Annotated in this window: 10 protein-coding genes; 2 read left to right on the forward strand and 8 right to left on the reverse strand. The window is 40.0% G+C overall.

Annotated elements, in window-relative coordinates; genetic code table 11:
• Nucleotides 1-149: 149 nt before the first annotated feature.
• Together ACSSVW_RS09440 and ACSSVW_RS09445 are read right to left on the reverse strand one after the other, a co-directional pair.
• Entirely contained in the window at nucleotides 150-1,757 is a 1,608-nt protein-coding gene (locus ACSSVW_RS09440; protein WP_454179213.1) for a sensor domain-containing diguanylate cyclase, read from the reverse strand.
• A gap of 437 nt (nucleotides 1,758-2,194) precedes the next feature.
• Complete coding sequence (locus ACSSVW_RS09445) at nucleotides 2,195-3,325, reverse strand: helix-turn-helix domain-containing protein (protein ID WP_454179214.1); 1,131 nt, start codon at nucleotides 3,323-3,325, stop codon at nucleotides 2,195-2,197.
• Nucleotides 3,326-3,555: 230 nt separating this feature from the next.
• Between ACSSVW_RS09445 and ACSSVW_RS09450 the strand changes: the two genes are divergently transcribed.
• Nucleotides 3,556-4,368: a DUF2306 domain-containing protein gene (locus ACSSVW_RS09450; RefSeq protein WP_454179215.1), complete on the forward strand. Its 813-nt coding sequence runs from the start codon at nucleotides 3,556-3,558 to the stop codon at nucleotides 4,366-4,368.
• 55 nt (nucleotides 4,369-4,423) lie between these two features.
• On the opposite strand, the gene ACSSVW_RS09455 is transcribed toward ACSSVW_RS09450, so the two are convergent.
• A complete protein-coding gene (locus tag ACSSVW_RS09455) occupies nucleotides 4,424-5,425 on the reverse strand; it encodes a family 43 glycosylhydrolase (RefSeq protein ID WP_074989021.1) in 1,002 nt (333 codons plus the stop codon).
• Between the two features lie 313 nt (nucleotides 5,426-5,738).
• Here ACSSVW_RS09455 and ACSSVW_RS09460 point away from each other — a divergent pair, with 313 nt between their 5' ends.
• A complete protein-coding gene (locus tag ACSSVW_RS09460; RefSeq protein ID WP_036966705.1) occupies nucleotides 5,739-6,047 on the forward strand; it encodes a hypothetical protein in 309 nt (102 codons plus the stop codon).
• Between the two features lie 147 nt (nucleotides 6,048-6,194).
• Here ACSSVW_RS09460 and ACSSVW_RS09465 read toward each other — a convergent pair whose 3' ends face one another.
• From ACSSVW_RS09465 to ACSSVW_RS09485, 5 genes are all read right to left on the reverse strand, one after another.
• A complete protein-coding gene (locus tag ACSSVW_RS09465) occupies nucleotides 6,195-8,303 on the reverse strand; it encodes a TonB-dependent siderophore receptor (RefSeq protein ID WP_454179216.1) in 2,109 nt (702 codons plus the stop codon).
• 370 nt (nucleotides 8,304-8,673) lie between these two features.
• The gene (locus ACSSVW_RS09470; protein WP_454179217.1) at nucleotides 8,674-9,261 is read right to left on the reverse strand and encodes an acyl carrier protein phosphodiesterase; all 588 of its coding nucleotides are present in this window, start codon (nucleotides 9,259-9,261) and stop codon (nucleotides 8,674-8,676) included.
• Nucleotides 9,262-9,492: 231 nt separating this feature from the next.
• Entirely contained in the window at nucleotides 9,493-10,239 is a 747-nt protein-coding gene (locus tag ACSSVW_RS09475) for a CPBP family glutamic-type intramembrane protease (RefSeq protein ID WP_065978630.1), read from the reverse strand.
• 271 nt (nucleotides 10,240-10,510) lie between these two features.
• Nucleotides 10,511-11,596 (reverse strand): DUF4785 domain-containing protein, encoded by a 1,086-nt coding sequence (locus ACSSVW_RS09480; protein ID WP_454179218.1) that lies wholly within the window; start codon nucleotides 11,594-11,596, stop codon nucleotides 10,511-10,513.
• Nucleotides 11,597-11,606: 10 nt separating this feature from the next.
• Nucleotides 11,607-12,473: a hypothetical protein gene (locus tag ACSSVW_RS09485; RefSeq protein ID WP_454179219.1), complete on the reverse strand. Its 867-nt coding sequence runs from the start codon at nucleotides 12,471-12,473 to the stop codon at nucleotides 11,607-11,609.
• Nucleotides 12,474-12,728: the final 255 nt, after the last annotated feature.

Here is a 12,728-nt window from a genome sequence, read left to right on the forward strand (position 1 = left end):
TACATATTGGAGCATTAAGATTAATTCACATGTAAAAAATTAAAAACTAAAATGTATAAGCTTTGTAAACAGATGTATAAATAGGGAGAGCCTACCGCTACAAAAAGGCGTGTTTTTATAATTATATTACAGCAATAAAGATTATAAAATTAGCGACTTAACACACAACAATTTCGGCCTTGGGCTTTTGCCTGGTATAGCGCTTCATCAGCCTGCTTAAACAGTGTATTTGAGTCAAACGGCTGTGATACAGCTTTACTGGCAATGCCAATCGATAATGTTACAAATTTAACGTCCTTTCGCCCCTCATGCACAATGGCAGCAGACTCTATTGCTTTACGAAGTGTTTCAGCGACAGCGAGTGCTGCTTGCGCATCAGTGTTACTAAGCACAATAACAAACTCTTCGCCGCCATAACGTGCAACAAAGTCAGTTCCTCGTTTTGTAAATGCTTTTAGAACTTGAGCCACTTTACAAAGCGCTTTATCACCTTGGTCATGGCCGTAATAATCATTATAAAGTTTAAAGTGATCGATATCAGCAACGATCAACGACACGTTTTCGTTTATATTCTCAGGGTCATTCGCAAGCGTTTCTAAGTGAGTATCCAGCGCACGACGATTTGCCAAGCTTGTCATCGCATCGGTGTTGCTTATATGCCTTAACTTTTCGTGTCGCTCTATAATTTCTGCTCGCTGAGTTTCAATTAGCATAAATAGCTCATTCATCCCCCGACCTAACTGATGAAGCTCATTGTCGCCTTTATATTCTGCGCGCACAGTGAAATCTTTATGATTAAGCGCACTGCTCACCGACACAAACATTTCTGACAATGGCCGCAGTAACTGCTGATTAATATATAAATAAAACAACATAAATACCGAGCCCGATATAAGCAGCCCCGTAATCAAAGAACTGTCAAATAAACTTCTATCATAGGTGCGTTCACGCATTGGAATAGACAAAACAAATAGCAAGTTAGCGTGTTTATCTTGCACTCCTATATAAAGCTTTTTGTCATGCTCTATCGGCGTATTAACGGTATTTTCATGGCCAAAAAACGACGTGATATACGCATTTAAAGCCTGTGCTTTTTCACCTTGGTAATACGTAATATCGTCAGCTAAGCCAGGGGTGAGGTTTTCAATAAATTCTTTATCAATAAAGCTCCACAATAATAGCGTACCAACAGGAGAACCTGTTCCGTCTGATTTAGTCACGTTATAAGCAACCGTCACCGCAGGTAACTCATTAATTTTTAAAAAGTGAATTTTAGAGGTCATGGCTTTTGAATCTGCGATGATCTCTTCAGGTAAAATAATTAAATCATTGTCTAAAAGGTGTTGGGGTACTTCGAGTATGTCTGGTGAGTAAGGTTGATAATTATTATCAAAGCTTCCTCCGCCAATGATCGTCGCGTTGGTGTCGTAAAGATACCAACCATTAACGTCTAAACGCTCAAGTGCATCCGCTATTACATAATCATTGTTGAACCACGCTGTACGGCGGTTTTTGGCTGCATCGTACATGCTATCCCATGCTGCACTATCGAATACCATTTTCGATAACGCATCTATTTGCTGTTGAAGCTGAGATTCAACTCGCTGGATGTCTATCCGATCATTTTGTTTAGCCATCATTTCAAAGGTAGGCAATATCCAAAAATGCCGAATAATCGTTTGCGCACTAAGAATAGCGATGCAGGCTGCTGTAAAAGCCAGTAATAATTGCTTTCTGAGTTTTGTGCCTATCACCATAAAATAGTATGCCAAATTGTAAAAAACGAAATTAGTATTAAAAAGTATAACGCTGTTTCGTGTGTTTGCTTATCAAGTTGCAATAAATCAGTAAATTAAACGCGTTCAAACCATCAAGGTTTGACCTTGAAAAAGGGAACGTAACAATTGAAATTAGGTAATCAATCGTGGAGTTTTTTGGCCTTAAACATACAAAAACAATCGTCGTAAAGCTGTTAATACACTGCAATAGACGTAGTTAAATGCACTGCAAAAGGCGTCGTTAAATACACTAAAAAGCCCTGTATGAGTACCTTGTATGAGTACCTTGTATGAGTGCCTTGTATGAGTGCCCTTTAGGTGAACACTTGGGGGGTATTTTTTAAATGGATACACACGTTTGTATTAAATAATTGCAAAAAAATCAACAAAAATAAAAGGAGGAAAAACTCACTCATCTACTCAGCAAGCTCAGGTAAACTTGAATTTTGCACCTTATCATTTTGTTTTCTAAACTCGTTTGGGATCACGCCCACGATGCTTTTGAACACACGATTAAACGTAGCCAAAGAAGAAAAACCACTTTCCAATGCAATACTCAAAATGCTCCAGTGCCGTGCTTCATCTTTTAGTAATAAGGCCTGAGCATGCTTAACCCGATACTGATTAATAAATAAATTAAAGTTAGCTACTTTGTAATAATGTCGAATTGCGCGACTTATTTTGTACTCTGGCACTGAAAGGGCTTGCGCAAGATCTGAAATTTTTAAGTTACTTTGTAGGTATAATTGCTGCTCATTAATCAATTGGTTTATCTCTTTAATGAGCTTTGGTGATATATCCATTTCCTCAAATGGCTCATCAACTTTAACACGATTCACTTCATCGCTTGTTTCGCTTTCAATTTGATTACTGCAATGCGTTTTATCTCTACTTTGTAAAACCATGACAACCTGCATTGCTAACACAATTAATAAGGCAGAAGAAGTAATGATAAACGGCTCGTATGCTTGGATATCGGCTTCACTAAACAGGAATTTAGGCAGAATGCTGGCATTAAAAACGGCAAAAGAGTAACTACTAGCAAAAATAATTGCCTGTAATTTTTGGCTTTCATTTTTTTGTTTATAGCCCCTCAATGCTTCCCAAAATGACAGCACAAGAATACTGGATGACAGTAAAACTGTTATTTCATTCATGCCTTGCTTTAAACGCCACATTTGCTGGCTATCGGGGAAAGGTAAAGCGTCGATACTGACTAAGTAATGCCACGTTTGGTTGAACATAATCAGCCCTGCAATAGACACTGCAACTGCAATATGAACACCTGATATAGGCTTACTTTTACGAAATAATGTTCGTGATACTAGCCAAGAAACATTACACGTTGCACACGTAAATAATCCAATTAAATAGTGATAGACGCCAATCGTAGGAGCGCTGAGCTTTTGCACCCCCACCATACACAGCGAGCCGCAAAATATCGCAAATAAATAATGAATAAGCTGCTTATCGTTTTTTAATGCATTAACCAGCATGAGCACCATACAAACAATCACAAGGAAGTAATAGGAGGAATTATTTTGCATAGCCATTTATGCCTTTAAAAAGAGTGTGCTTATTCAATTATCGAGCGTTACACGTATCTTACAAACTAACTTTCATCTTAGCAAAAAGACTTTGTTAGTGAATGTGTCTAATTAATTCAACACACAGGCAAAAATTAACACGATTTCATTGCTCAAATTTCGAATTTGAGAAGAAATTAAGCTGCAGCCCTTTATATTTGAGGCATTATAAAAGTGAAATGGAAAGAGACATGGCTCCCCATACAACAACACACACCCCTATTAACCTACTCGAAACAAGTAAAAAGCTCTGGTTTATTTGCTTACTCCTTGCGCAAGCCTGCTTTGTGACTTACCTCATCCTCGGTTATGCAGTAACAGGTATTACTCATGGTATATCAGAGTGGACTCGCCTGAATAATACAGCGTACATAGCAAATGATATGACCGGTAACGTCATGTACGCTGCTCATGTTTTACTGGCTGTTATTATGATCATCGGCGGGAGTTTGCAATTAATCCCCACATTAAGAGCAAAATATAAAACATTTCACCGCTATAATGGCTATGTGTTTGTTATATTGGCGTGTTGTATTTCACTCGCAGGATTGTACTTAATTATAGTAAGGGGAACTGTTGGTAATACTCTGATGCACGCGCTCACCATGTTTGGAGGCTTATTGGTCATTGTATCGAGCATATTTGCAGTAAAAACGGCTAGAGCGCGTAATATCCATGCTCATCAAATATGGGCTATTCGTTTATACCTTGCTGCTAACGGCGTGTTATTTTTTAGGCTGATGATTTTTGCATGGTTTATCGTATTTGGTTCACTGGGAATAGATACCGCCACTTTCACCGGACCGACGGTCAGCTTTATTAGTTTATGCTCCTACGTGTTCCCTATTTTAATTGCCGAGTTAGTGAGATATGCAGCTAAAAAAACCTCACATAGATTAATAACACTCACTTGTGCCTGCTTAATGTTACTGATATCTGCGATATTTTTGACCGGTTTATTCGGCGTAGTCCTTGCAAGCTGGTTTCCCGCTATCGTTGCTTAATATAAATACAACAAAGCCACCTAATTAGGTGGCTTTGAATTTAGCGTAATGCTCATTAATACAACGCAAATAACGGTCTGCCATTTTCGTCATAGTTAACTTCCATAACACGCGCATGTCGATTTGGATCATAGAGTGGATCTTTAACAATCTCTTCAAGCGGACGCGTGTCGGTTTTTGGCACAACACTTGGTTCACCCACTGCGTGTTCGTAGTCACGAGCATGGTAAATACACAGAGGTGTTTTATCGTCTTCGGCCACCGTAAAACAGTTATGACCCGGACCAAATATTTTCTTTTCAACACTTGTCTCAAACACCGGCATACGCGTTTTTGTCCATGAATTGCGGTCTAACAGATCGCTGTTTTCATCGGCTTCCATGTAACCCATGCAGTAGCATGCACCTGTTGCACTTGCAGAAAAAGCAATGAAGATTTTACCGTTATTCTTAAGTACGGCAGGACCTTCGTTAACCCAAAAATCAACACGTTCCCAATCATAGTCAGGCGTGGTCAGCATAAACTGTGTTGTTTTTAGTTTTATTGGCGATTCCATTTCCGCTAAATACAAGTTTGATGCAGCAAATTGACCACCCGTTTTTTCTGCCCAACAGCAGTAACGCTTGCCGTTGTTTTCAAAAATTGTGGCATCTAATGAAAAATCGGTAAATGACTTATCGTCGCCATCGGCTGCTTGCATCATACCTAGCTCAACCCATTCATCATTTAATGGATCTTGGCCTTTACATTCAAGAACATAAGGACGTAATGCCCAAATATCGTCTTCTTGGCTGGCTGCAAAATAGATATACCATTTACCATCAAGATAATGGATTTCAGGTGCCCAAATATGACGGCTCATAGGGCCGCTGTCGTGCTTGAACCAAATATCAAACGTTTCTGCGTCTTTTAACCCTTCGAGAGTCTGTGATTTTCTAAGTTCAATACGGTCGTAGGTTGGTACAGAGCCAGTAAAATAATAAAAACCATCATTGTGCTTATGTACAAACGGGTCGGCACGCTGCTCGACTAACGGGCTATTTGTTTTTAATGTCATCTTGAAACCTGATCGTTAAATTTAATTTGTATTATTTTATTACTTTTAAGTAGAAAAACAAATATAACATTATTTTTAACAAACAGTGAAAAGAATTGTCGATAAGCGACCGACCTCATAAATGATACAAGCATGACCGACTCTCGACTCTGCGCACACCTTAAACGACATAAATAGCATAGTAACTTCTTTGCTGAATAAGCAACAAACCATTAGTCGCACTTATTCTGAAAACGAATTAATCCTGCAAAATATTGTTGGCCTCGTTAAAGCTTAGGTATAATCTCTTTTTCGACTGAATTTTGGTTTTTAAATGAAAAAGCTTTCTAAAGTACAACAAAAACAACAAGCGCTTGTATTAAACGTTGCCGATGCCCTTGAAATTCAAGGCCGCGCAGAGCTTGAAGGTATGGTGCAATGCTGGTTTGATGTTGAATATCACTTATTTCCTGGCTCATTATTGCTTTGTTTTCAGTTCGAAAACCAACAAACACTCGATGCTGCAACCCCAGAATTATTAACGTGGCAAAAGCGCCTAAGTGGCGCAATGCTAAAAAAAGGCGTGATTTTAAAAGACATGCGCAGGCACTTAGTATTTACCCTAAAAGGGCCTGATGATTAATCGTTAAAATATAATACCGGTTACAAGGGGCAAGCCTATTAGTCCTTGTAAGCAGAGTAAATTCACGCCTACGATTAAATAGCAACGTGTTGCAATAATCGTAGGCTTAACTTTAGCCGTAAAGGGCTTAGCTTAGCGCCAACCTCGTTAAAAGGTATATTTTAAGCTTAATTTATAATTTATTGGCTCGCCTGGCTGAGTCCAAATAGCAGAATAAGAGTTGGCGTAATATTTTTTATCCAATAAGTTATTTACATTAAATTGTATGCTTACATCATTGTTCACATGATATTTTGCAAACATATTTACTAAAGTGTAAGAAGGTAAATAATAAGTAGGATCAATGGTTTCACCTAGCCTTTCACCAACATATTGTACAGCGAGTCCAACCGTTGCATTTAAATCGACTAGGTCGTTTAAATCTCTTTTTATTTGAGCATTAGCACTGTGTTTAGGAATATTAAGTAACGGACTCCCCTTTGGCAGTTTTACCCACCAATCAGGATTAACAGTGTCGTTTGCTGTTTTGGCATCTGTGTAGGTATAGGCAAAATCGAATGACATACTGTCTGTCATGTCACCATGTAAATCAAGCTCAATGCCATCACTTGTCACTTCACCTAACGCCGTTGATACACCTGCTTGCAAGTCTGTTGTTAACATATTGCTTTTTTCAGCACTAAAGACTGTAAAACTACCACTGATACTATCGGTAATAAACTTGATACCGGCCTCGAAAGAAGCGGTTTCTTCAGGCTCAAATGCATCGCCGTTACTGTCGTAACCACTGTTGGGTCTGAAGCCTTCAGAATAACTCGTGTAGTACTGCAGGTTGTCTGAGTGGGCATACACTAAACCTACACGCGGGCTAAATGTACTTTGATCACTTTTAGACTGCTTCAGATTAATATGATTATCTATTTGCTGATCAAACCAATCAAAACGACCACCTACTTGTACTTTCCATTGCTCACTGACATCTATTTGATCTTGAATATAAACCCCATAGCTATGCTGTACTTCAGTGCTGTTATATAAAAGTGACCCTTCTGGCGCTGTTTTTCCATACACAGGGTTGTACATGTTAATGGCATAACGGGTATCTTCCAGTGTAGGACGGTATCGATACCACAGTTTATCAAAGTCGAACTTGCTGGCATCTGCGCCAATTAATAAATGGTGTGTAAAACCAGCGAGCTCAACACTCCCGCTAAGCTCTGTTCGCGCAGAAAGATACGCTGTTTGAAAGTCGCGTTGATTATGCTGCCGACTTAATGTTTCGCCATCTTTAAAATAAACTTGTCTACTGGGTGCCAGTTCGGCATCACTTGATTCACTTAAAAATTTTGAATCACTGTAACTAAAACCATTCAAAAGAGACCATTGTCCAATTTGGTGTTCAAAAGTAAGTTGATGAGAAATAGCATCAACCTCTGTTGGCTTGTCACTGGGTTCACCTAAAAAAGTCTCAATGGGTAATGAATCAATTTTTCCATCAATGGCAACAATACCGCGGTCAAAGGTTGTGCTTTGATCGACATACTCAAGTTCATAATTTAACTTTGATGTGTCTGAAATTAACCATAATATTGAAGGAGTAACCACCCTTTTACTTGACTCATGGTAGTCTCGGAAACTTTCACCATCTTCGACAGCCCCGTTTATTCTAAAAGCAACGTGCTCTGAAATCGCGTTAGTATAGTCGGCTTCTGCACGGTAATTTTGCCAGCTTCCCCCCGTTACTTTTACATAACCCTGCTGTGCAAACTGTGGCTTTTTAGTAATAATATTAATTGTACCGCCAGGCTCAGAACGACCATAAAGCGCAGAACCCGGTCCTTTCATTACTTCTACGTAATCAATATTGCTCGTATCACGCGTACCGCTGAAGCTTCTCCCAGATGAGTAACCATTAATTAAAAAGCCTGACGGAATACTCTCATCACCGACTAATCCACGAATAGCAAAGCTTTCCCATAAACCGCCAAAATCATTTTGCTCAGCAATACTTGGGGTTAAATCAAAGATATCGGTGAGCGTGTTAACACCCGCATCATCAAGACTTTCAGTAGAAATAAATTCAACACTTTGTGGTTGCTCGTTCAGAGGAATATCCCCACGGAACGCTTGCCTAACACCCGATACAGATATTTTCTCTATATTCGGTGACGCTGTTGTTGCATAAACAGTAGGAGTTAAAAGAGTGCTAATAGCAATTGCAAGGGCTGACAAGTGGTATCGGTTAATTATAGTCATTCTATCTCTTGGGTATAAATACAGCTTAATCGGTTAAGTTCTCACTCAAATAGTGTCAATAAAACCCATAAGATACTGCGTTGAGTGAAGGTAAACTTACAGGTAAAGGCACGCTTATGATTATGAAAACAACAACCATTATCATTTAGATAGATGATAACTAAACATAATAAAAAGCGCCACCCCCTTCCATATAAATATTACAAAAGTATTGAATGACTAAATTAAGGGGGGCTGTGAGGACTAACGAGTGAATTTTTAAAAACCTTTCGCACATCGCAATTTTACAGCGACGATTAAGCAACAGGCCATTGTAATCTTGGCATAACTGGCTTTCGTCGTGGGGTTTTAATTCGGTATTTATAGTTGCTTACAGCTTTTCAATCGCCTGCTGTTTCACATGTTCAACCAATTCAGGGAAGAAAGCTAAAAACACGGCGTCTAAATCATGGTAATGACGGGCGATGTCTTCAGCTGCACCCGCAAAGTTATTAGCAAAGCGAATGCGTCGTGCAATGTTATCGAGCGCAAGACCTACTCCATCGAGAGTTTCGTATTCCTTAAACCAGTCGTTTTCAGTCATGCTTTTTACAACATGCTGCATACGCAAAGGCATCATGTCGCGTCGCGCATTTAAAAGCGAATAACTCATGTGTTTAAAGTCATGCAATGGTTGGCTATTAAAACGCGACCAATGTTGAATTAAAAAATGATCAAACGCCACATCAATTGCAACACTGGCAAAGCGTTTACGTACAGGTGAAAAGTACTGTTTGGCCTCTTTAACGAGTGGATGCGTATCAGTAAATTTATCAACGAGGTAGTGATTTTCAAGGCCAAACTTAACGGGCTTAGGTAACTGCGCCAAATGCCTACGCCCACCAAAATCTCCCAGCAGATTGCCAAAATGCGAATCAGCCGTTGGTTTTGCTAAATATAGATGAGCCAAGTAATTCAACGTATTCTCTAAGATAATGTGTTTGTGACAGTTTAAAAGATAACAGGCTGTAGAATCTAGGGTGAAGGCTAAACGTTAAAGCCACAAAATGCGGATTAAGACTCTTTGGCGCTAAATAAATTTCACGGCTACAAAAAGCATCCTAAATCACGGTTAACCCTAAAAGAGGCTTAACCGTGAATGGTTAAAGTAACGAGCCCAGCGCCTATAAATACAGTAATCTCGTTGCGGCTACACTAACTGCCCAACTAAGTTCACCGAATTATGCGCCAAAATAGGAAATACAAGGCTGCCTGTACGCTCTCTTAACCACAGTAAAATAAAACCATAGGTGCTCGTTAATGCGATTCTAAAGGTAGAAAAAAACCATTCTCCCTCGCTATACATGACCCCATGCGCTAAACCAAATAGTAAAACCAACAGTAAACCAGCAACATTTATTGGCGCACCCAGCAAATTAAAACGCGTAGATATGACTGCTAAAGAAAAACAAAACAATAATACCCCTCTAAACATAGGCTCTTCATCAAATCCGGGGATGACAGCTTGATACAGTAATGTTTCAAGATCATAGTTAGGATCGCTTCCTAAAATCAGGGTGATAACTACCTGCAAAATGATAAACAAACCCATCATCATAAACGCAGGTTCAATAGAGCCTTCATTTTGCTTAAAGGTAAAACCAGCCTCTTTAATTTTAAAGTCTTTTTTAAAGCGAATTAAAGCAAGTAATACACACCCCCAGAGGATAATGGCGGCTATTTTTCCTGACCAATTCCACCTAAGATCTGAGAACAATACGTCGAGTGGAATAATTGCTTTACCATTAAATAAGGCGAAGCAGTAACAGATAAAAATGACTAATGATATGCATAACCAACGAGGGCTAATGGTCACTTTTTTAAGTAACGTTAAGAGCAAAACAATGAAAGCTATAAAGCCAATATTGGCCAATACTGCTAAATAAATACCTGGCATTCCCTTTCCTTAGTAAAATTGTCAGTCCCACATTTTTATGTCCAAATTTTATCTTAAACATAAAAGGCGCATTATTAAACAGATATTTAGCTCTTTAGTGCGAAATAAATTTCACGGCTTCAAGTAACTTAAAATACTTTGATACAGCTGAAATAGCTTTAGTGATTAAGAGGTGTAATCAACTTACTTAGGGGGTCATTTGCTAATAGCTCAGCCTTAAGGCACAAAAAAGCCGGTTTATGCACCGGCTTAAAAAATTGGTTAGTTGTGTTTATTGCCCCTGTGCAAACTTTAACATTCGCGTTTGGTCGGTAAGTTCAATATCCACCAGCTCAAACGGGGCTTTAGCAGCTTTTGAAACAGAAAATGGCATCATAAATTGATCATAATTGTCTATTTGCTTAGCCACTTCTACTGTTGCTAGTTTTACGCGTTCGCCCTTATCGCCTTTACCGGTTAAAGTGGCACGAATAGCGTAACGTCCAGAGTCAGTAACTTGCACAGGCACCCATGCTTGGTACTGGTTGTTGCCAAGTGCCGTAACTTTAGCCTTATCCATAGTAATGGTTTGCGAACTGTTCACAAACGGCATTTTTATAGAGCGTTTTACAGTTTGCCCATTTACTTTTGTTTCGACATTCGCCTCAAGCTCATAATAGCCATTTGCTGCACCGAGGGTTTCAAGCGGGTATGTGAAAACTGCCTCACCATTTTCATAGCGTACATCAAGTTGCTCGCCTTCAGGGCTGTATAAGCTAAGTTGCACCTCGTTATCTTTAACGCGCTTTTGCCCCATACTCAACTGCATGCCTACGCGCTGCTGCTGGTCGTTTACTTTAAATTGCGTTTTGGCATGTAATGCGTTACGCGAGCCTTTTTCAATAACATGTACTAAGTAGGTGTCGTTGTCGTTAAGCGCTTGGCTTGTTTTTAACATTGCCTTAGCGTTAACTTGGCCAAGCTTAAGGCCAACACTGCCATCAGTAAAACCGGCATTTTGCATTTGCTCCCGCGCCGCAATAGCGTGCATTGGCAGCTGTTGCGCATTGGCATCACTCACTGAAAACTTATCGAGCTGCAAGTCGCGCGGTTTAAACACTTCACCGCTCTCAAAACGCGCTTTAGGGGCGATACGAATAAAATGTTCCGCTTGGTTCACAAACACCGGTACACCGCGCTTTAGCTCTTTGCCTGACACGCGTTGCCAATACTCTACGCTGTCTTTTTCAAGCATTTGTAACTGCGCTACAGACGCCGATTGAACCTCAGGAAATTGATAAACGGTTTGCTCATTTGCATTTGCCGCAGAGCTCACAAGCAGTATTGCAGCACATATTTTGCTTAAATTATTGATCATTGTCTGGCTCCTAAATTCGATTTTTAATCATGTCTGGCAAGCCAAAACAATTGCGACGACTTTGCTGGTGGCTTAAAGGCTCACTGCCTTTCGTGCGTGATTTATCTGTAAACCACACCGTCCCCGCTAGCGACTGAGAGCTACAATTTAAAAAACCATCTGAACAGCTGTCTAACCAATTTTGTGTCACTTCAAGTGCCACTTGATTTTGGTATCCGCCGCAATAACTATCGCTATCCCACACAGCCGAATCAACATCACTGCCGACAACCGTTTCAAAACGAGATGATAAACTTGGGCGGTTTGGTGTGCCGTACAACCACTGAGCGTTATACGATGCCATCCACGATACTTGTTGTTGTTTTACTGCATCGTTGCCATAGCCCAGTAACCAGCCTAAGCTTTGCTCAAACGAGTTGCCCGCAACAACCGCATCAGCCAACGGCGTGCCACCACTTGATGGAGCCAGTGCAATAGTGCGCGTTACTTTATTTATAATATTTGGAAAACGGCTGTCCCATGTCGGGTTTGATAAAATCCAACGCACCACATTGCCACCGTTAGAATGAGTGATCAGTGTTAAGTCAGTAATATTTTTATTATTTATAAATGTGGTTAGCTGCCCAGCTAAACAGCCCGCGGCTCCATCGGCCCACATATACTGCTCAAAGTCACAATTGATCACCGTGTAGTTACTGGTGTTTGGTAAACCTTGGCGTACCGTATTAACAAAACTGCCTGTCCAATAGTCGTTATATGCATCTGTTTGCTGGCCTGTGCCGTGAACAAATGCAACCCCTTGCGCCGCAAACGCGCTGTGGCTCATACCCGCGGCCAGTACTAATGCCGGCACTAGTGAGAGTGTTTTTATTTTCATGTGTGTTCCTGTTGATTGTAATTATATCTATCAGGTTGGAGGAGTGACCTCCGATCAGAAAATAGACTAAACAGGTACGATTGCAAGAAAATATTTACAATTATTTAACTTTAGTGTTGTTTTTAAGTACAAATTATTAGGTTTTGGGAGGGAGGTTAGCGGTTAGAGGTTAGAGGTTAGAGGTTAGAGGTTAGAGGTTAGAGGTTAGAGGTTAGAGGTTAGAGGTTAGAGGTTAGAGGTTAGAGGTTAGAGGTT

This window comes from Pseudoalteromonas sp. MBR-15 (assembly GCF_053628915.1).

Coding starts and splice junctions, on each gene's coding strand:
- ACSSVW_RS09465 (WP_454179216.1), bottom strand. CDS start 8,303: ATGACTATAATTAACCGATACCACTTGTCAGCCCTTGCAATTGCTATT.
- ACSSVW_RS09460 (WP_036966705.1), top strand. CDS start 5,739: ATGAAAAAGCTTTCTAAAGTACAACAAAAACAACAAGCGCTTGTATTA.
- ACSSVW_RS09480 (WP_454179218.1), bottom strand. CDS start 11,596: ATGATCAATAATTTAAGCAAAATATGTGCTGCAATACTGCTTGTGAGC.
- ACSSVW_RS09440 (WP_454179213.1), bottom strand. CDS start 1,757: ATGGTGATAGGCACAAAACTCAGAAAGCAATTATTACTGGCTTTTACA.
- ACSSVW_RS09475 (WP_065978630.1), bottom strand. CDS start 10,239: ATGCCAGGTATTTATTTAGCAGTATTGGCCAATATTGGCTTTATAGCT.
- ACSSVW_RS09485 (WP_454179219.1), bottom strand. CDS start 12,473: ATGAAAATAAAAACACTCTCACTAGTGCCGGCATTAGTACTGGCCGCG.
- ACSSVW_RS09450 (WP_454179215.1), top strand. CDS start 3,556: ATGGCTCCCCATACAACAACACACACCCCTATTAACCTACTCGAAACA.
- ACSSVW_RS09445 (WP_454179214.1), bottom strand. CDS start 3,325: ATGCAAAATAATTCCTCCTATTACTTCCTTGTGATTGTTTGTATGGTG.
- ACSSVW_RS09455 (WP_074989021.1), bottom strand. CDS start 5,425: ATGACATTAAAAACAAATAGCCCGTTAGTCGAGCAGCGTGCCGACCCG.